At 35.0% G+C, this 20221-nt stretch carries 14 protein-coding genes; 11 read left to right on the top strand and 3 right to left on the bottom strand.

Annotated elements, in window-relative coordinates:
• Nucleotides 1-33: 33 nt before the first annotated feature.
• From nagA to H8B04_RS04095, 5 genes are read left to right on the top strand one after another with little or no spacing between them, the layout of a single operon-like run.
• The gene (gene nagA / locus H8B04_RS04115) at nt 34-1242 is read left to right on the top strand and encodes an N-acetylglucosamine-6-phosphate deacetylase (protein ID WP_190301531.1); all 1209 of its coding nucleotides are present in this window, start codon (nt 34-36) and stop codon (nt 1240-1242) included.
• Nucleotides 1232-2284 carry a LacI family DNA-binding transcriptional regulator gene (locus tag H8B04_RS04110; protein WP_165291297.1) on the top strand — a complete coding sequence of 351 codons (1053 nt, stop codon included), beginning with the start codon at nt 1232-1234 and terminating at the stop codon, nt 2282-2284. Before nagA ends, H8B04_RS04110 begins: the two co-directional genes overlap by 11 nt.
• Before the next feature lie 27 nt (nt 2285-2311).
• Nucleotides 2312-3847, top strand: a complete 1536-nt coding sequence (locus tag H8B04_RS04105) for a family 20 glycosylhydrolase (RefSeq protein ID WP_190301530.1) — start codon at nt 2312-2314, stop codon at nt 3845-3847.
• 7 nt (nt 3848-3854) lie between these two features.
• Complete coding sequence (locus H8B04_RS04100; RefSeq protein WP_190301529.1) at nt 3855-6401, top strand: family 20 glycosylhydrolase; 2547 nt, start codon at nt 3855-3857, stop codon at nt 6399-6401.
• A 5-nt stretch (nt 6402-6406) separates the two neighbouring features.
• The gene (locus H8B04_RS04095; RefSeq protein ID WP_165291300.1) at nt 6407-7732 is read left to right on the top strand and encodes a sugar MFS transporter; all 1326 of its coding nucleotides are present in this window, start codon (nt 6407-6409) and stop codon (nt 7730-7732) included.
• Nucleotides 7733-7768: 36 nt separating this feature from the next.
• Here the strand turns inward: H8B04_RS04095 and H8B04_RS04090 are convergent, their stop codons facing one another.
• Nucleotides 7769-8812 carry a LacI family DNA-binding transcriptional regulator gene (locus H8B04_RS04090; protein WP_190301528.1) on the bottom strand — a complete coding sequence of 348 codons (1044 nt, stop codon included), beginning with the start codon at nt 8810-8812 and terminating at the stop codon, nt 7769-7771.
• A gap of 215 nt (nt 8813-9027) precedes the next feature.
• Here H8B04_RS04090 and H8B04_RS04085 point away from each other — a divergent pair, with 215 nt between their 5' ends.
• The 5 genes from H8B04_RS04085 to H8B04_RS04065 are packed head-to-tail and all read left to right on the top strand — an operon-like array spanning nt 9028 to nt 16541.
• Nucleotides 9028-12123: a SusC/RagA family TonB-linked outer membrane protein gene (locus H8B04_RS04085; RefSeq protein WP_190301527.1), complete on the top strand. Its 3096-nt coding sequence runs from the start codon at nt 9028-9030 to the stop codon at nt 12121-12123.
• 11 nt (nt 12124-12134) lie between these two features.
• Nucleotides 12135-13511, top strand: a complete 1377-nt coding sequence (locus tag H8B04_RS04080; protein WP_165292304.1) for a RagB/SusD family nutrient uptake outer membrane protein — start codon at nt 12135-12137, stop codon at nt 13509-13511.
• A 30-nt stretch (nt 13512-13541) separates the two neighbouring features.
• Nucleotides 13542-14987 carry a CBM96 family carbohydrate-binding protein gene (locus H8B04_RS04075; RefSeq protein WP_165292303.1) on the top strand — a complete coding sequence of 482 codons (1446 nt, stop codon included), beginning with the start codon at nt 13542-13544 and terminating at the stop codon, nt 14985-14987.
• A gap of 7 nt (nt 14988-14994) precedes the next feature.
• Complete coding sequence (locus tag H8B04_RS04070) at nt 14995-15735, top strand: glycoside hydrolase family 16 protein (protein ID WP_165292302.1); 741 nt, start codon at nt 14995-14997, stop codon at nt 15733-15735.
• Between the two features lie 59 nt (nt 15736-15794).
• Nucleotides 15795-16541: a 6-phosphogluconolactonase gene (locus H8B04_RS04065; protein ID WP_165292301.1), complete on the top strand. Its 747-nt coding sequence runs from the start codon at nt 15795-15797 to the stop codon at nt 16539-16541.
• 58 nt (nt 16542-16599) lie between these two features.
• Here the strand turns inward: H8B04_RS04065 and H8B04_RS04060 are convergent, their stop codons facing one another.
• Together H8B04_RS04060 and H8B04_RS04055 are read right to left on the bottom strand one after the other, a co-directional pair.
• Entirely contained in the window at nt 16600-17241 is a 642-nt protein-coding gene (locus H8B04_RS04060) for a TetR/AcrR family transcriptional regulator (protein WP_165292300.1), read from the bottom strand.
• A 12-nt stretch (nt 17242-17253) separates the two neighbouring features.
• Nucleotides 17254-18477 carry an aminotransferase class I/II-fold pyridoxal phosphate-dependent enzyme gene (locus tag H8B04_RS04055; RefSeq protein ID WP_165292299.1) on the bottom strand — a complete coding sequence of 408 codons (1224 nt, stop codon included), beginning with the start codon at nt 18475-18477 and terminating at the stop codon, nt 17254-17256.
• A gap of 408 nt (nt 18478-18885) precedes the next feature.
• On the opposite strand from H8B04_RS04055, the gene H8B04_RS04050 reads away from it, so the two are divergent.
• Nucleotides 18886-19242: a VOC family protein gene (locus H8B04_RS04050; RefSeq protein ID WP_190301526.1), complete on the top strand. Its 357-nt coding sequence runs from the start codon at nt 18886-18888 to the stop codon at nt 19240-19242.
• Nucleotides 19243-20221: the final 979 nt, after the last annotated feature.

The raw sequence follows: 20221 nt of genomic DNA, 5'->3' as shown, positions 1-20221 counted from the left end.
CGTGTACGTACACGAAATTATAAACTTAACATCTTGTTTAAATTATTACTATATAATGGTCGGTTAATAACCGCGAATGGCATATTAGAATCCGCTTATTGCTACATGGAAGATGGCGTAATTAAGGAGTATGGTGTGGGCGATATTCAAGTGAGTGAAGATACGCTAGAAATTAATGTTGCCAACAAATATATATCTGCTGGTTTTATAGATATTCATATTCATGGTGGTGGTGGATATGATTTTATGGATGCAAATGTTGAATCCTTTTTAGGCGTGGCTAATACACATATTAAATATGGTACTACCAGTATGTGCCCCACAACCTTAACCGCGGATTCAGAACATTTGGAAAAAGTCCTCACCGTATATGAACAGGCAAACCTACATAATTCTAAAGGGTCTAAATTTTTAGGTCTTCACCTAGAAGGTCCTTATTTTGCGATGAATCAGCGCGGTGCGCAGGATCCCAAATATATTCGCAATCCGGATTACAAAGAATATTCTCGTATAGTGGAAATGAGTCCTCATATAATTAGATGGAGTTCAGCTCCTGAATTACCGGGAGCGTTAGAGTTTGGAGATTTTCTAACTGATAGAGGAATTATAGCAGCCTTTGCACATACTGAGGCATTGTATGATGACATAAAACTTGCTTTTGACCACGGTTATCGTTTAGCCACTCATTTTTATTCTGCTATGTTGGGCGTGACAAGAAAGAATGCTCACAGATATGCAGGAGCTGTGGAAGCCTGTTATCTGATAGATGAAATAGATGTAGAGGTTATTGCCGATGGGGTGCATTTGCCCAAACCTTTACTGGAGCTGATTTACAAAATAAAAGGTTCAGAAAGAATAGTTTTAATTACCGATGCTATGCGCGCTGCTGGAACCCATGTTAACAAAAGTGTTCTGGGAAGTTTGCACGATGGTATCGAAGTAATAGTAGAGGATGGTGTGGCTAAACTTGCCGATCGCTCTGCATTTGCTGGAAGCATTGCAACAGCCAATTTGCTGGTTAGAAATTTCCTAAATAATACTAAAGCATCTTTCCCTGAGGTAATAAAAATGATAACCGAAAATCCAGCTCGCATCCTTGGGTTTGCACACCGTAAAGGTAAGATAGAGAAGGGATATGATGCGGATGTAGTAGTTTTTGATGATAATATAGATGTCTATTTGTCGATTGTGGAGGGACACATAAAGTATAACAAATTAAATTTTAATTCGAATGAATCCTAAAAGTTTAGGTGTAAAGGATATAGCGAAGTTGGCGAATGTTTCTATCGGTACGGTGGACAGAGTGCTGCATAATAGGGAAGGTGTGTCCTTAAAGACAAAGGAAAAGATATTAGCGATAATCAAGCAATACAATTATGAACCTAATATTATTGCCCAATCACTAACCAAAAAAAATATTAAATATTTCAAAGCTATCATCCCAAAATCATCAAAGGAATCTACCTATTGGCAGGCTCCATTGCAAGGTATACGCGATGCGATTGAGGAAATAAAAAAATATGGCATAGAGGTAGAGATCCTATTGTTTGACCAAAATGATATCGCGTCATTTAATGCATTGCAGGAAAATTTAAATTTCAACGAATTACATGGTTTGCTTATTGCGCCAATGTTTAAGCAAGAGACTCTGGCATTAATCTCTAAATGTGAGGAAAACGCAATTCCTTATGTGTTGATTAATTCTGATCTAAGTCAAGCTAGTCCTATAGGTTATTTTGGGCCAGATCTTTACCAAAGTGGGCTGGTTGCAGCAAATTTGATTCAATATTCTTCTGCTCCTCAAGAATCTATATTGATTGTAAATATCTCCAAGGAATTATATCCTGAGCATCATCTTTATATCAAGCAGGAAGCATTTATCTCCTATTTTAAACCTCATAAGAAACGACAAATCCATACGCTAGATATACGTTCGACAGAAAGTGAGGTTATTAATCGTGAATTGCATCGTTTTTTTGAACATCATAAAGTTAGAGTAATATTTGTGACCAATTCGAGGGTATCAAGTGTAGCTTCCTATTTGAAGTCTAAAGGCCTATACGAAGATATACTGTTAATTGGGTTTGACTATTTAGAGGATAACCTGCAGTATTTAGAAGAAAATGTCATTGATTTTTTGATTTGTCATAAACCCATACAGCAAGGTTATCAAGCGCTACTCTCTCTGTTCAATTATGTAAAGTTTGGAAAGAAGGGGGTACAAAAAACGTTCATGCCAATCGATATTATAAGCCAGTACAATTATAAATACTACGATAATTAAAATGATTTTACTATAAACTACCCTATTATGAAAAAACTATTTCCTTATATAATTCTTCTTTTTTATGTACTCTCTTGTAAGCCTTCGGTAGGTCAAGAGAAAAAATTTCCCATTCAAGGCTTTCATTTGGACCTGAGAGTTCAAGCCATGCAGATTGATGCTTTAAAAAAGTTGGCCACACAACTCCATCAAGGAGGGATCAATACCTTAGTAATGGAATGGGAAGCAACGTATCCTTTTGAAAAACATCCATTGATTCCCAATCAATATGCTTATACACGTGAGCAGGTTGTAGATTTTATCGCGTATTGTGAGAATTTGGGCATTGATGTAATACCGCTGCAGCAAAGTTTTGGTCACGTAGAATACATTCTAAGACACTATAAGTACAAAGAGCTCAGAGAAGATCAAAAAGATTTTTCTCAGATTAATCCTTTAAAGGAGGAGTTGGCAAAAGAGCTTTTTAGGGATTTATATTCGGATTTAATATCGACCCACAAATCTGAATACATTCATATTGGAGGTGATGAGACATACCTGTTGGGGCACTCTAAAGAATCTCAAAAGAAAGTAGCTGAAGTTGGAAAAGGACGCTTGTATGGTGATTATATAAAATTATTATGTGAATTGGTAGTTTCTCTAGGTAAACGACCTGTGATTTGGGCTGATATTGCCATGAAATATCCAGATGCCTTGGAAGGCTTGCCAAAGCAAACTGTATTCATTGATTGGAATTATGGGTGGGACATTAATATGTTTGGAAAACATAGCAATCTGTTGAATTCTGGTTTTGAAATTTGGGGTGCACCATCTATTCGTAGTCATCCAGATAATTATTTTGTCACCCAATGGGAAAAACACTTTAAAAATATTAGAGATTTCATACCTCTAGCTAAGGAGTTCAATTATAAAGGAATCATAATGACTTCATGGTCTACATCTGGTCTTTATTCGAGTGTCTGGGAGAGTCCAAAGGATTTGGTTGAGTTATATCCAATACGTCGAGTATATCCTTTGAATGGCTTTAATATGCTTATGGAAGCCTATTTTGAAGCACTAAAGAGACCTGAAGCTTTAGAAATAGAAAAGTTTGTCCAGCAATATGCTTATCAGCGTTATGGTTTTAATGATTCTGAATCTCAACTATTTTGGAATGCTCTTAAAGCAAATCCTTATGAAATAAATCAAGGTGTAGTCAGTGCTGGTGGACCTGCGATTAAAATAATGGCAGATAGCGCTTTGTGGGTGGTAAATAATTTGAAGAGTTTGAAGCCAAAAAACAATAAGGAAGAATATGCGCATTATGTTTTAATGTCCGAGATCAGATATGACTATCTAGTATATATGACTATAGAGGAGCGGCTTAATTCAAAAGACTTCAATTCTGATGAAATTCCGCATATACTAAAGCAGTTAAAACAGTTGGAAAATTCAAATAAAAATAAGGAGTTTAATAGATTGCACAAAAACTATCTTTTCCCTGCTGAAATAAGACAGGAAAACGAATTGCGCAACAATAAGATTAAACTGATGTATGATAGGTTAAGTAAAAATTCAAAGTAGATTATTTATGAAGATATTAGCATATATTGTTGTGTTTTTGTTAATTATGACCTCTTGGGGGTTTTCACAAAGTGCTTCGGATGTTAGCATTAAAGTTTCTTGGCAACCTTTGGAAAATAATTACAATGGAAAGGAAGAGGCTTTATCCCGAATTGTATTTAAGAATGAGGGCAAAACGGTTCTTGATAAGAGCGGATGGAAGTTATATTTCAATTTTATTCGAATTTTTGAGCCCAAGAACTCTAATCCTGTTTTTGATATACAACACATCAACGGAGACTTGTTTGTACTGACGCCCAATGATTCTTTTAAGCCATTAGCTCCAGGCGAAGAATTAGACCTGCAAATAGTTTCTAAATCATGGATCGTGAATTTTAATGATTCCCCTCAGGGATTTTATATAGCCTGGGATAATGGAAAAATTACCCCGTTAGGAGAGGTGGAAAGGCTGGAGCCTGTAGATAAAAAGAGATTTTATAGGGTAGCGAACGACGTAGAAATGACCCCTGATTTGATCTTTGAGAAGAATAAAAGATATGTGGATTCTCATAGTGTACAGCCTGGAAAAATATTTCCCACTCCATCCAAGTTCGTGTCAGTAGATGGTTATTTTGCCTTATCTGGTACTACGCTGATACAAGGAGGAGGATTATTTACAAATGAAATAGATTATTTCATCAATGAAATGGGAGAACTTTTCCATATTAATTTTTCTATCCACAAAAAGCCGAGGTCAAAAGATGTAATCAAATTTAAACTAGATAAAACCTTAAAAGAGGAAGCTTATAAACTTTTGGTGACTAAAGATTCAATTGTCGTGACTTCAAGAAGCGGAAAAGGAGCTTTTTATGCTATTCAGTCTATTAAATCCTTAATAAAAGCCGAAGATTATAAGTCGAGCAAAAAAGACGTAATATATATTCCTTGCGTTGAAGTGTACGATGAACCGAGATTTTCGAGCAGAGGTTTTATGATTGATGTCGCTAGAAATTTTCAGTCCAAGAAGCAGATTCTTAAACTAATAGATATTCTTTCCTTTTATAAAATAAATACCCTGCATTTTCACCTTAATGATGATGAAGGCTGGAGGTTAGAATTGCCATCTTTTCCGGAACTTACTTCCGTTTCTTCGGTGCGTTCGCATGCATTTATTTCTTCTTCGTCACTTCCTCCCTCTTATGGGTCAGGACCTTTGGCTAAAAATAGAGGTACGGGATATTATTCTATACAAGATTTTAAAGATATCTTATTGTATGCTAATGCAAGACATGTTCAGGTCATACCAGAGATAGAAACTCCGGGTCATGCACGAGCTGCGGTGAAAGCTATGCAATATAGATATGAGAGATTGAAAGATAAAGATCGTAGTGAAGCTGAAAAATACTTGCTTTATTCAGTAGGAGATACCTCTAAATATTCCAGTGTACAGAAATGGAATGATAATGTCATGGATGTCTCTTTAAGTTCAGTATATAATTTTTTGGAACAGATTACCGATGATATCATTGGAATTTATAAATCGGTAAATGTGCCCTTGCACACCATTCATTTCGGAGGAGATGAAGTTCCTAATGGTGTTTGGGAAGGTTCTCCTGCCTTTAAAAAATTAAAAAATGAAGACCCGAATATCAAAAGTGTTGAAGATTTATGGTTTCGTCATTTTAATAAATTATATGAAATATTAGATGCCCGAGGTTTGTATTTGTCGGGCTGGGAAGAGGTCGGCATGAAAAGAGGCGTGACAGAAACAGGTAGGAAAAAATGGTTTGCTGATAAAGGATTAACGAATAAAAATATTCATTTAAATGTTTGGAATAATCTAACGGGGAATGAAGATTTAGCCTACAAGTTGGCGAATTTAGGCTATAAGGTCAAATTATCTTTTGTGAGCAATTTCTATATGGACATGTCCTATCAAAAAAATTTCAAGGAACAGGGATTTTATTGGGGAGGATTTATTGACATGGAAAAACCTTTTAGTTTTATTCCTTACAATTATTTGAAAAACCAGCAAATGGACTGGCTAGGGCGCAAACTTCCTAATAACACATTAGAGAATCATGAAAAACTTACTCCAGAAGGGGAAAAAAATATTGTAGGGATTCAGGCTTTGCTCTGGTCGGAAACTATAAAAAGTGAAGAGCAGATGGAAAAAATGATATTCCCGCGATTGCTTTCTTTTGTGGAAAAAGCTTGGGCACCTGCTCGGGAGTGGGAAAATTTGGACGGGGATTCTTATGAAAAAGCTTACCATAAAGATTTAAATGAGTTTTTTGGCATTGTGGGTAATCAGGAGCTTAAAAGGCTTCAATATTATAAGCAGGGGTATAAATATCGAATTCCAACCCCAGGTGTGGCATTGGTGGATGAGATGTTGCATGCCAATACAGATTTGCCAGGATTCAAAATTTATTTTACTGAAGATGGTAGTATGCCGACTTTAAATAGTAAAAAGTACACAGGACCTATTAGACCAAACAAAAATATGGTCTTTAGAGTGTTAAACGATAATGGTGAAGGAAGTTTGCCTGCCTATTACACGCATCCTAATTAAAAGTTATGAAGAAAAGTATCCATAATCCTATAAGTGTAGATCAGTTAACCTCTCAGCAAAAGGTGATATCAGTGATAATAATCGCTGTGCTTTTCTTTGTTTTTGGGTTTGTTACCTGGGTAAATGCTATTTTAATTCCCTATTTCAAAATAGCATTTGATTTAAGCCATTTCGCTTCTTATTTAGTAGCTTTTGCTTTTTACATTGCCTATTTGGTCATGGCGGTACCTTCGGGATATATCTTAAAATATTTCGGTTTTAAGGGGGGGATGATGCTGGGCTTTTTTATGATGGCTATTGGTGCATTTCTTTTTATTCCCGCTGGGGCCTACCGTATCTATGAGGTGTTTCTCACGGGATTATTTACACTGGGCGTGGGATTGTCCATTTTGCAAACTGCCGCCAATCCCTATGTCACGATTCTGGGCGACAAGGAGCGTGCTGCTCAGCGTTTTAGTATAATGGGAATTAGTAATAAGGTTGCTGGAATTATTGCGCCATTATTATTTGCAGCCATCATACTAAAACCTGAAGACAAAAGCTTTTTTGAAAATTTATCCTTGCTTCCTATAGCACAAAAAGAGGCTGCTTTGGATGAATTGGTAGGTAGGGTTGTTGTGCCTTATATGGTTATAGGCTTTATTCTTGTAGCGCTAGGATTGCTTGTAAAATATTCACCATTACCAGAAATAGATAGCGAGAAAGAAACCGACGAGAACAGTAGTAGTAATAGTTCAAAAAAGTCTGTGTTATCCTTTCCCTATTTGGTTTTAGGAAGTGTCGCTATATTTTTTCATGTTGGTTCTCAGGTTATTGCCGTGGACAGTGTTATTAATTATGCCCAATATCATGGTTTGAACTTTTTAGAAGCCAAATCATTTCCCTCCTATACGCTAACAGCAACCATACTAGGGTATTTGCTGGGGATAACATTTATCCCAAAAGTCTTAAGCCAATTATTAGCTTTACGAATTTGTACTTGTTTAGGATTTATATTGTCGTTGGGCGTAATATATGTATCAGGTCATGTTAGTCTTTTAGGTCATCATACGGATGTTTCCGTGTGGTTTTTAGTCGCTCTGGGGTTCGCCAATTCCATGATATGGGCCGGCGTATGGCCATTAGCATTAAATAATTTAGGTAAATTTCTAAAAGTAGGCGCATCTTTGTTGGTCATGGCATTATGTGGCAATGCCATAATGCCTATGATATATGGTTATTTTGCCGATACAGAAGGATTGCGGTTTGCCTATTGGGTACTTGTTCCTTGCTATATTTATCTTATCTTTTACGCTTTTTACGGATATAATATTAAGAGCTGGAAAAAATAAAGTCTATTATAAATGCACCTTAAAGAAAAGGAGCATTTATTTTTTTACTTTTTTTGTACTATCTCTTATGATAAGATCTGTTTTGACAAGTATTTCTTGGTGGTCTATTTTTTTCTGAAACTTATCTTCGATTTGTTGAATTAAGATTTTAGCTGCAATATTTCCCATATAGTATGCATTGTCATCAATGGTGGATATATTAGGCTCAATAATGGTTGAAATCGGATAATTACTAAATCCTATAATAGAAATATTTTCAGGGATTGAAATATTCAATTTTTTAAATAACTGGACCGCTGCTGATGCGGTATAATCATTGGCGCATACTATTCCGTCAATAGGATTTTTCAATTTTGAAAGCTTCTCAGCAGCAACTAATCCTTCTTGATAGGATAAATTATGCGTTTGGTATAATAATGCATCTTCAAATTCCAAATCATTATCTACCAATGCCGCTTTATATCCTTCAAATCTTTTATTGAAGATATTTACATTTAGATTTCCAGATATATGAGCAATTCTTTTGCATCCTGTATTTATTAGGTGCTTAGTTGCATCGTATGATGCTTGATAATCATTGATACATACAATATTTGTATCTAGATTCTCAATAGGTCTATCGTATAGGACGAGAGGGATGTTGGATTTTATTACTTTCTTAAGGTGATCCACTTTTTGTGTTTCAAGGGAAGGACAAATAATAATTCCAGCTGCGAGTGACGTCTCTAGAAGTTTTAGGATTTCTTTTTCTTTTATATAAGAATCTTTGGACTGAAAAATAGTGATTTGATAGCCTAATTCAGAGGCATAATCTTCTATTCCACTAATTACTTTCGAGTGAAAATCTACATCAATTCTTGGAGCTACAACACCGATGGATTTAGTCTTCTTGCTTCTAAAGCTGGAAGCAATGGGATCTAATGAAAAACCTAACTCTTTGACTTTGTCATTGACTAATTTCTTGGTTGCCTCACTAATGCGAGGGTTGTTAGAGAGAACTCTCGAGATAGTCGAAGATGAAAGGTTTAGCTCTTTGGCTAAATCTTTAATTGTTAAACGTCTGGAGTCTGATTTTTTCATTTAAAAGTTTATCTAAGCTAAGATAAATTAAAAATATAGGGAATCAAAAAATATTGTATGAATAATAATTGTGCAAACAATTGCATTAGTTTTATATGGTATTGTTAATTATATAACTATATAAGTATTTTTTATTGTGCAAATGTTTGCACAATAAAAAATAATATCTATCTTAGTGTTGTAAACTAATTTATTATAAACTTAAAATCAGAATTATGGTTTTAACTACTAACTACCTACCTAGAATTTTTAATTCTTGTCTAGCGAAAATAATATCGTTAATTATTTTTTCTTTTGTTTGCCTGAATTCTGGAGCGTTCGCGCAACAGAAAAGTATTAAAGGTAAAGTATTAGACGCGTCAACCTCTTTACCTATTGCTGGGGTAAGTGTAAAAGTTGCTGAGACAGCAAAAGCAAGTTCTACCGATCAGAATGGACAATTTGTTTTAAATGATGTTGTAATAGGAAATACGATTAATGTATCATCCGTAGGTTATTCGGAGTATTCTTTTAAAGTCTCCAACCAAAACGAATATATCATTCGTCTTTCCTCTGAGCTAAATACCATAGAGGAAACCGTAGTGGTCGGTTATGGAACTCAAAAAAGACGAAATGTAACCGGCTCGATAGTGTCTGTTGGATCTCAGGAGATTGAAAAAACCTCTTTGCAAGATCCAATTTCTATTTTACAGGGGCGTGCTGCCGGGGTTCAAGTAACTTCTAACTCTGGTGCTCCTGGGGGTGAGATGACTATCCGTGTGAGAGGTAATTCATCCTTGAATTCTGGTAACAATCCTTTGTTTGTGGTCGATGGTATTCCAATTGAATCAGGTTCTGTTAGTTCTTTAAATGGAACGCAGAATTTTGGACTTAATCCTCTTGCTGATATAAACCCAAATGATATTGCTTCAATTGAAATTTTAAAAGATGCAGCATCTACAGCAATATATGGTTCAAGAGCAGCTAATGGTGTTGTTTTAATTACCACAAAAAGAGGTGCAGAGGGGAAACCGGAAATTCAGGTAAATGCAACTACAGGTGTAAGTTCTATAACACGCTTTTTAAGTGTCTTGAATGCTCGTCAATATAGAGAAGCTGTGCTTGAATCTTATGGTGCTCTTGCTGTGCCTGAAGAACCATATTACACGCTGATTGATTCACTAAGTCCAATGAACAATGGTGATGTGAACTGGCAAGATGAGTTAATGAGAACAGCTCGAGAAAATAAGGTTGATTTTTCTGTTCGTGGAGGAAATGAATCGAATAGATTCGCTTGGAGTTCTTCTTATCTTGATCAAGATGGGATAGTTATAAACTCTAATTTTAAAAGATTTACATCTAGAATTAATACTGATTTCAAACTCTCAGATAGAATCCGTGTGGGTCAAAGTGCTTCCTATACCAATGGGGTCAATAATAGAATTAATGCGGCAGGTACTGGCAACTTAAGTATCATTAGAAGTATGCTGGTTAGACCGCCTAATATGTCTATGTATTTACCAGATGGGTCTATAAATGGATATATGATTGGTCAAAGAAATCCTGTGGGTATGGCCTTGTATGCGACAAATCTTGGAAAAAGTAACAGGTTGATAGGAAGTCAGTATGCAGAGGTAGATATTGTTAAAGATCTTAAATTCCGTACTAATTTTAACATAGACTACATCGCGATGAAAGAAGATGAGTTTATGCCATCAATATTGGACTATAGAGAAGGTTATAATACGGGAGCTACTCGTAGCACAACAAACCTAACGTGGGGAAATGAGAGTTATTTCACTTATAACAAATCTGTGAATGATGTGCACAATTTCGGTGCTGTATTGGGTATGAGTTTCCAAAATTGGAGATATGACCGTACAGGCTTAGATGGTATGTATTTTCCAAGTGATGATATTAGAACATTAAATGCTGCATCTGTCATTTCCAATCAAGGGGTGAATATCGGATCAGAACACGCTATGTTGTCCTATTTTGGCCGTTTGACGTATAATTACATGAGCAAATACATGTTGGAGTTAAATATGCGTTCTGATGGATCTTCACGTTTTGGTAGAGAAAAGCGTTTTGGATACTTCCCGTCAGCTTCAGTGGGCTGGAGATTTGTTGAGGAGGAGGGAATTAAATCATTGGGATGGCTTAGTGACGGTAAGTTAAGATTTAGTGTTGGTAGTACAGGTAATGAGGCTATTGGAGATTATACTTCTCAAGGTGAATTTACATTAGGTACAAATTACCTGGATTTTTCAGGTGCTGCACCTACCGTAATGCCTAATGCAAGCTTAACTTGGGAAACTACTACCCAATATAACTTAGGATTGGAGTTGGGATTTGTGAATAATAGAATTCTCCTGACTACGGATTATTACCTAAAGAAAACAAGAGATCTTTTGTATAATGTTCCAATACCTAATACTACAGGTTTTGAGTTTATAACACAAAATATTGGAAACATAGAAAATAAAGGTTTAGAAGTTGGTCTTCAGACTCGAAACTTAGTGAATGCCTTTAAATGGAATTCTAATTTTAATATCAGTTTTAATCGTAATAAAGTTACTTCTCTTCCAAATGAATTGTTGACCAATGGATTTATTCAAAATGGAACATATCACATTTTGCAAGAAGGCTTGCCTATTGGTGTATTCTATGGATGGAGATTCCAAGGTGTGTATGCCCGTGATGAGGATAATGTAAATAACGTGATTAATGGAGCAAACGGACCTAAATATGTTGGTGGAGACCCTATTTGGAAAGATGTGAATGGAGATAATATCATCAATCAGGATGACCGAGAAATTATTGGTTATGCTGAACCTAAATTTTTTGGAGGATTTTCGAATGACTTCTCGTATAAAAATTTCTCATTAAATGTGTTCTTACAATATTCATATGGAAATGAGATTTATAGTGAACTTAATCACCAGCGTAATTCTATAGTAAGTTATAACAACCTCTCTACTGATGCACTAAACAGATGGCGTGAGCAGGGTGATGTGACAAATTTCCCTAGGTTAATTCGTAACGATCCTAAGCAGTCTGACAGCAGAGTGCAAAGTAGATGGGTGGAAGATGGCTCATACCTGAAACTTAAAAATGTCAATCTTCGCTATACGTTTAATTCTCAATGGATAAATAAGATAGGGTTGAGAAAACTGGATATGTTCGTAACAGCAACTAATCTTATTACCTGGACAAAGTATACAGGATATGATCCAGATGTGAATTCTTATTCAGGTCTTCGTGTAGGTGTTGATGAAGGATCTTACCCACAGAATCGTTCATTCATGTTTGGTTTATCTGTAGGACTTTAAAATTGACAATTATGAAAATTACTATAAAATCTATATTAGGCGCTGCGTTAATTAGTGTTTTAAGCTATGGTTGTTCGGAATCTCTGTTAGATAAAGATCCTATTAGTAGCTTCTCGGGGCAAGGTTTCTATAAGAAAGCTAGTGATGCACAAGCGGGTGTAAACGGAATATATAACAGTTTGCAATCAACCATGCGTTTGAATTTTGCGTATTGGGGAGAGGGTAGGGCGGACAATGTGACCACAAGGCATTCTGGTGATCCTTTCGCTTTGCAACAAAATGCGCTAACACCGATAATTAATTCTGCCAAATGGGACAACTTCTATACATTGATTTCCAGAGCTAATTACGCTATAAAATACACTCCTACTGTTTTTCAAACAGAGGATAGTCCATTGCGAAACCAGCTTTTGGGGCAGGCGAGAGGCTTACGTGGGTTAGCATACTTTTATTTAACTCGTATTTGGGGCGATGTGCCACTTATTACTGAGCCTTATGAAAGTGTTGAACAGGATATTTTCGTTGCCAGAACACCCTCAGCCGATGTGTTAAAGCAAGTAGAAGAAGATTTACTTTTTGCTGCTGAAAATTGCGCTGATAATTATACGGGGGACAGGGATAAAGTCCTTTTCACCAAATCTGCAGCTCAAGCATTTCTAACGCATCTGTATATGTGGCAAAAAAGATATGATAAAGCTATTGAAACTGCTGATAAAATTATCACAGGCAATAGGCATTCCTTGGTGTCTATCAGCGATTGGAATAATATTTTCACTATGGGTCGTTCCGCAGAAAGTATTTTTGAGGTGGGATATAATGAAACTCAGACCAATGCGCTGCGCGTACTTTATGCTTTAGGTTCAGATAGTGATTATGTGCCAAGCGCGAACTTTATTGCTTCAATAGAAGAGGGTGATCTGCGCAAAGAAAAAATTTATGATGTAACTCAAGCTCAGCCCCGTAAAATTTGGAAATTTTTTGGCGAAGGTTTCAATGACGAAAGTGCTGACCCTTCGTCCAATAATATTGTATTAACAAGATTATCGGATATTATTTTGTTAAAAGCAGAAGCTCATGCCAATTTAAATCAGAATGACGATGCCCTTACTTTATTGAATCAGATACGTCGTCGTGCAGGTTTGGAAATAATGGATGCATCCTCTGCAAACAATCTATATGGCTCTTTAATAGGTGCAATTTTGCATGAACGTTCTATAGAATTAAGTTTCGAAGGACATCGTTGGTTTGACCTTGTTCGTACAGGGCTGGCTATACCTACGATGAAACCTATTAATGGATTATCGGATGAAAGAAATATAGTGTGGCCAATTTTTGAAACCACCATTCTCAGAAATCCGAATCTTGAGCAAAATGAGTTTTACAAATAATTTTTATCAACCCTAATAAAACGAACTATTATGATACAGATCATAAAAACATATCGATTTCTAATGTTATTATCGATAACAAGTTTAGGATTTTTGGTAAGCTGTGAAATACAAGACAATTTTGAATATACACCATCGCCGGATAACTCAAAATTAAATCAGACGACATTAGAGTTTATTTCCACCACAGATTCTCTTTCTTTGATGAAAGAAGCTATTGAAATTGCGGGCTTAAGTTCGATATACGACACTGAAGATGGCTTAACATTTATTGTTCCAAATAATGCAGCTTTCAGAACTTACCTTAAAGAAAATAAATACGCAAGCCTACGCGATATTCCACTTCCAATTCTAAGAAATGTATTGAAATACCATATTGTAGAGGATGTAGTGAATTTTAATGATCCTGATTTATTTGCCAGCAATCGTCCGATAGCGTATCCTACTAAAAATGGTCAGCAAATGTTTCTTTCACACACGAGTACTTTCGTGGGATTAATAAATGAAAAAACCAAAATCCAATGGCAAATTAGAACATCAAATTTGGTGGCAAATAATGGCGTAATTCATGTAGTCAACAATATTGTTTACTATTCAGCCCCAACGGGTGATACGAATTTACCAAATCCAGACTTGGTCCAAGATACCATCTTTGCCAAACATGATACATACGTAAATGGAGGAGCAGAATCTGGAGTGAATTTTGGAACAAATACATTGATTAAAATTAAGAATGTAACAAACGACGGGGATTATGATAGGAAAGGTTTCTTAATGTTTGATTTCAGTGATTTCAAAAAAGAAGGTGTTGTAACAGATATGCAGATGCAACTTTCTGTATCCTTTTCACATGGTAAGGGGGTGGACTTTGACCTTTACGTTACACCAAGCACAGATTGGACGGAATCGTCTTTAAAATTTAACAATGCTGTATTTCCTAATACACCTCGAATTGCCACATTAAAAAGTAGTAAAGCCACTAAGTTCAATTTCGATATTACGGATTATTACAAGTCAGCAAACCCACCTTCTTTAGTTTCTTTTATGTTGGATGGACAATATAGGTCGGATGAAACGGATGAAATTGCCTCGAAAGAACATCCAACTTTAGCTCCTCCAATGATTATAGCTACGCTTGCTTCTGGTAATTCCAAACTAGAATTAGAGCACGTTAAGGACATCAGCATGGCAAAAGGAGAAGTCATAGTATTGGATCAAGCGAATTTGCTCGTTTCTGGAGCGACAGCTGCTGATATAATTTATACGATTGAAGAACTGCCAAGTTTTGGATGGTTGGTCAAAGGAGCAGAAGTTTTGAAACAAGGAAGTAGATTCTCGCAGTTGGATATTGATTTGAATAATATCGTGTTCATTCATGATGGCAATGCTACAGGAACAAATAATGTTGTACTGACGGCAAGAGATAGAGCGGGAGCAATTCTAGAGAATATAATCTTAAAAATTGTTGCTAACTAAGGGTTTTATGAGTTTATTAAACACAACACTTTCTGTATTGCTACTCCTCTTATTCACCAATTGTGACAAGAGGAGTACTCCAGAAGAAAATCAAGTTATTACTCCCTCGGAGAGAATAATTAAATTTTCAGGCTACGATTGGATTGTACGGAAAACTAAATCGGCTAAAGAGGGGCCAGGACCCAATTTATTTTCCGATTCTCAGGAAAATGTTTGGGTGGATAATCAGGGAAAGTTACACCTGAAAATTACACAGAAGGGAGGTCAATGGTATTGTTCTGGTATAACATTAAGAAATACTCTGAGTTATGGAAAGTATACGTTTTTCATTAACTCAGATGTTTCCAAATTAGATGATAATGTCGTAGCAGGGTTATTTACTTATCTGACCAATACGGAAGAAATAGATATTGAATTTTCCAAATGGTCCGTTAATAATAATATGAATGCACAGTTTGCTGTACAGCCTTCGGATAAAAATGGAAACAAAGTAAGGTTTGATATACCAAGGGATTTAGGGCCTACCACACATAGTTTCAATTGGCAAAAGGACAAAATATCTTTTCATAGTGAATATTATAAACAAGGCAGGACGAATGTTTTACATAAATGGGAATATACAGGTGAAGATATCCCTATGGATAAAGAAGAACGATTGAAAATCAACCTATGGTTATTTAGAGGACAGATGCCTAAAACGTTGCAAGAACAAGAAATCGTTATTGATAGCGTGAAGTTCGAAGGTTAAAAAATTAAATGAATTTTATTATATAGAAATCAAAGCGAAGCTTTGAATAGGGGTTTATTATGTTTATTGTAGAAGATAATATTAAGGTATTTCAAACGAGTAAACTTGCTGGGTATGAGGCAGGGAAAGATATAGAAGAAAAAATTGTTGAATTGCAAAAAGATAAGGATGATATCCGGATTATTTTTGCAGCGGCACCATCTCAGGATTATATGTTGGAGTATTTAAGGAACTCCAATAAAATAGATTGGTCAAAGGTGGTTGCATTTAATATGGATGAATATATAGGGCTCGATCAGGAGTCTCCTGAATTATTTTCCTCTTTCTTGAATGAAAGATTATTTACAAAGGTTCCTTTCAAAGAAGTAAATCTCATTGATCCTTCACGAGGTGTTGAGAAGGAAATTGAAAGGATCTCTTATTTAATTAATGCCGAACCCATTGATATTGTATGCTTGGGTATTGGCCAGAATGGTCATTTAGCTTTTAATGATCCTCCTGTTGCAGATTTTAATGATCCTGTTTTAGTAAAAGAAGTAGAGTTAGATTTTTCTTGTAGGGAACAGCAAGTTATAGATGGTTGTTTTGGTAGAATTGAAGATGTGCCAAAAACCGCCATTACACTTACTATCCCGACCTTGCTTTCAGCTAAATATTTATTTTGTGTGGTCGTAGGGATGCATAAGTCACTTGCTGTAGAGCAAACATTAAAAGGTGAATTGTCTACAGAATGGCCTTCCACTATCTTAAGGAATCATAAGGGCTGTGTATTTTATTTTGATCAAGAGGCATATTCTAGAGTTTAGGATTGGTTATATATGTATGTGGATAAGAGATAATAGCTTTTATACTATTATCTCTAAGTTACTTTTTGTTTGATGTATTGAAAATCAATTCAATAATGTCGAAAAGCGCTTTTTTTATTTCCTTTTGACCATCTGGAGTATTGATATTTATTTCACAAAAATCTCCTCCAGTGGATTTGGCATGAAGTGTAAGATAGTATACTCCTGAAAGAAGAATAGCATAGCAGGCTCTCAGGTTGATATGACTATTTTTAAAATATTCATCCGTTTGTGCAAACATATCTTTCCCTAAAAGTTCCCTTTCAAAACTGAGCCTCTTTAAATGATCGCTTTTTTCAGATATTTCCCAAGTTAATATTTTTCTTGCCTCCTCGAGATTATAAAGATTATCAAATAGATGAATCAAAAATTCTGATGCAAGGTGTTTACCATGATCTTGGAAAGATAAATCAATATTCTCAAAGGTTCCTTCGCTGAGCTGGGTCCAAAAATCCCTTTTACGAAAATATTGTGCTAAGAGTTCATCGAGACTTCCAAAATAACGATAGATAAGCTTTTTATCTACCAAAGCTTTTCTTGCGATATTGTTTATTCCTAACTTAGTATAACCTTCGGATACTAGAATTTCTCCGACAGCTTCAATAAGCTTTTCTTTTGTTCGTTCTTTATTACGAACCTCCCCATCAACAATTTTTCGCATATAGTTTTCATTTTAAATTAATTCTGAAAGCGTACTTAAAGTATAATCCATTTCTTGTTTAGTATGTACAGCAGATAAGCTCATTCGAATACGAGAATCTCCTCGTGATACCGCTGGATATAGAATTGGGTTAGTGTATATACCTTTTTTCATTAGTTCTTTACTGATATATAATGTCTTTATGTCATCACCAATTTTTATAGGAAATATAGCAGACTCTCTTTCTCCAAGCTCAATACCAATCTTCTTAAGACCATTATTAAAATAACGAATATTTTCTTGAAGGTTTTTTAACCATTGTGGTTCCTGATCTATTAATTCTATAGCCTTTACTATGCCTAAAGTAGATGCTCCAGCTGTCGCTGAAAAAATTTGTTGTTTAGACTGAAACTTTAGAAATTTAGCGTTTTTAGGGCTGCAGATTACAAAACCTCCAATATTACCAAATGATTTACTAAAGGTTCCCGTTATAAAATCAACCTCTTTTATAATATTATCTCGTTCCAATACTCCTCTTCCTGTATTGCCCGTTACGCCTATTCCGTGTGCATCGTCAACCATTAAGTATGCCCCATATTTACGACATAAGGTTAAAATTTCTTTTAATGGTGCCGTATCGCCATCTTGAGAATAAATTCCATCAACCACTACCATTTTTGTTCTAAATTTATTTTGGTATTGTTGAAGAATTCTCTCTAGTGCTTCAATGTTATTATGCGGAAATGTTTTTTTATTTGTTAAGATGCAACCTTCGTGAACAGAGGTATGTACACCACTATCTAATATTGCTACATCTTCTTTTTGTAATAAAGCTTGAAGTGAAGCGCTATTAGCCGTATATCCTGTGGTAAATATTACTGATGAATCACTACTATAGCCAAAGAAACTAGCAATTTTTTCTTCCAAAAGGTTATGATAATCAAAAAAACCGCCGATTAAAGGTGATGCGCCGGCTCCTGTACCATATTTTAATATGCCTTCTATGGCAGCTTTTTTTACTTGTGGATGCTGAGTAAATCCTAAATAGTCATTCGAAACATAACTAATAAATTCATCGCCAAATTGACTTTTTAATTTAATTTTCGAATTGCAACCACTTGTCGCAATTACCCTATAGGTTTGTTGATCATCGTATTTTACATATGATAAGTATTCCGTAAAAATTTCTGAACGCTCATTAATATCCATTTCTGGGATATTTTCAAAGTCTTTGAAAGTTTTGTTAGTAAAATTCATAAATAGATAAATATGTCACCGGTTTATTAAAAATGCTGTTTTAACTTTGATCAATATTTAAAAATGAATACTAAAATATATGTTAGGTAGAAGACAACACCTAAAATACGTTAAAAAAATTTAAATATAGCTAGTTCTAAATAAATATTATTGCGGAATTAATTTGGGATCATTTTAAAATTTAGGTGTGCGTTTAAATACTAATAATGGTCCCATTATTTAATAAGTTAAATATTTATTGAGATATGTAATGAGTATTACTAAAACGAATTACCTTATGGTTTTTGTTTTGGATTTTATGAATCAACAAGATTGTTAATAGCATGGTAATTGTATTTACAAATTAACCATTTGTTGTCCTTCTGGATATATGGTGTATTGATGGTTAGTATTAAATCTTGATGAATTATGATCAAGCTAAGAATTAAAACAAATGACGATCGAGAATTTAAGGAAGCAGTCAAATGGTTTGAAGTAGCTTTTAATTCTCCTGCATATATTACGGAGCCAGATTATACCTGTTTTACATTGGGGGGATATGAGTTGGCGCTTTACCCTGAAAAAGATGAGGTTTTAGAAAAACCGCGGACCAACATGGCATATGTAGGCGTAAAGGATATATCAACAATATTTAATCGGCTAATTTCAATGGGAGCTAATGTAGTACAAAAACCTTTTGTTTTAGGTGGTCAAGTAATGATTGCTCGGGTTCGCGATCCGTTTGGTCATATTTTATGTCTAATTGATGATCCTTCATATACATAATAACATATTAATAAGGAAGGAAATTCAAAATAGCTAAAAGCGAAAAATAAGACCCTTTCATTTTTTAAATAATAAATTTAATTCTCTACAGCAATAATTGGTAATATTGTTTTATAATGATACCAGGGCTCCCTACCCTGGTATTCATTTTTAATTAAAAATATTAGCAGATAACTTCCGATAGAATGCTATGCTATGCAAAAAACTAAATAAATATTTCTTAATAATCTTTGTAATGATTAACAAAAGATTTACCTTGAACTAACAGTACACGCCACGCTACCAATCAGTACAGCATCCAAGGGCGTGTCTTTTGCTTTTAAGACAATCCTATTAGTCTATTTTTTAAATCCTTTATGTATGATAGCTGGTTCTCCAGTAGATTCACACTAATATTGGATATGCTTATAATATATATAAAGTTTTGTAAATTAGGATATTATGATGTATATACCTTTTGAGTAGGTTAATATTCAGCTTTTTCAGGATTTGGTGGAGCGGGGGTATAAGGATTATGTTCTGCAAAGGTTCCAATGGCCCTCTATTGACAATGGCAAAGGGTTTTTAATCTCGGCCTATACCGATGAAAGGATTGCTCAAGAACATGCATTTCATTTGGATGACAAGGAGGGTAAAGCAGTTCATATACCAAATGATATTCATAAAATTGAAAAACTTCTAGAAGTGAATTCTGGATATAGAATTTTCCTAAATAAGATTAAAGATACGAATTGGGAGAAGCGAATGTTAAAGTTTTATAAAACGGAGCGTAAAACCCACAGGTCTTTATCCTGTGGGATGTAAGCGACTAACCCTGATTGAGAATATACTCACGAATACTATCAGAAGAACAATATCAAGTAAAAGAAAAGACTGGTGCTTTTTGTGGAATAGATTTAGGTTTAAAAGACTTTGCTATTACTTCTGATGGTGTCAAATTCAAGAACAACAAATACACCAAACAATATGAAAAAGAATT

This window comes from Sphingobacterium litopenaei, from assembly GCF_014692495.1.
GTDB lineage: Bacteria > Bacteroidota > Bacteroidia > Sphingobacteriales > Sphingobacteriaceae > Sphingobacterium > Sphingobacterium litopenaei.
This window is presented reverse-complemented; position numbering and strand designations above follow the sequence as displayed.

Excerpts from the sequence above, each read along its gene's own strand:
- H8B04_RS04050 (WP_190301526.1), top strand. The coding sequence starts at position 18,886 with ATGATCAAGCTAAGAATTAAAACAAATGACGATCGAGAATTTAAGGAA.
- H8B04_RS04060 (WP_165292300.1), bottom strand. The coding sequence starts at position 17,241 with ATGCGAAAAATTGTTGATGGGGAGGTTCGTAATAAAGAACGAACAAAA.
- H8B04_RS04090 (WP_190301528.1), bottom strand. The coding sequence starts at position 8,812 with ATGAAAAAATCAGACTCCAGACGTTTAACAATTAAAGATTTAGCCAAA.
- H8B04_RS04075 (WP_165292303.1), top strand. The coding sequence starts at position 13,542 with ATGATACAGATCATAAAAACATATCGATTTCTAATGTTATTATCGATA.
- H8B04_RS04110 (WP_165291297.1), top strand. The coding sequence starts at position 1,232 with ATGAATCCTAAAAGTTTAGGTGTAAAGGATATAGCGAAGTTGGCGAAT.
- H8B04_RS04100 (WP_190301529.1), top strand. The coding sequence starts at position 3,855 with ATGAAGATATTAGCATATATTGTTGTGTTTTTGTTAATTATGACCTCT.
- H8B04_RS04095 (WP_165291300.1), top strand. The coding sequence starts at position 6,407 with ATGAAGAAAAGTATCCATAATCCTATAAGTGTAGATCAGTTAACCTCT.
- H8B04_RS04055 (WP_165292299.1), bottom strand. The coding sequence starts at position 18,477 with ATGAATTTTACTAACAAAACTTTCAAAGACTTTGAAAATATCCCAGAA.
- H8B04_RS04105 (WP_190301530.1), top strand. The coding sequence starts at position 2,312 with ATGAAAAAACTATTTCCTTATATAATTCTTCTTTTTTATGTACTCTCT.
- H8B04_RS04085 (WP_190301527.1), top strand. The coding sequence starts at position 9,028 with ATGGTTTTAACTACTAACTACCTACCTAGAATTTTTAATTCTTGTCTA.
- H8B04_RS04070 (WP_165292302.1), top strand. The coding sequence starts at position 14,995 with ATGAGTTTATTAAACACAACACTTTCTGTATTGCTACTCCTCTTATTC.
- H8B04_RS04080 (WP_165292304.1), top strand. The coding sequence starts at position 12,135 with ATGAAAATTACTATAAAATCTATATTAGGCGCTGCGTTAATTAGTGTT.
- H8B04_RS04065 (WP_165292301.1), top strand. The coding sequence starts at position 15,795 with ATGTTTATTGTAGAAGATAATATTAAGGTATTTCAAACGAGTAAACTT.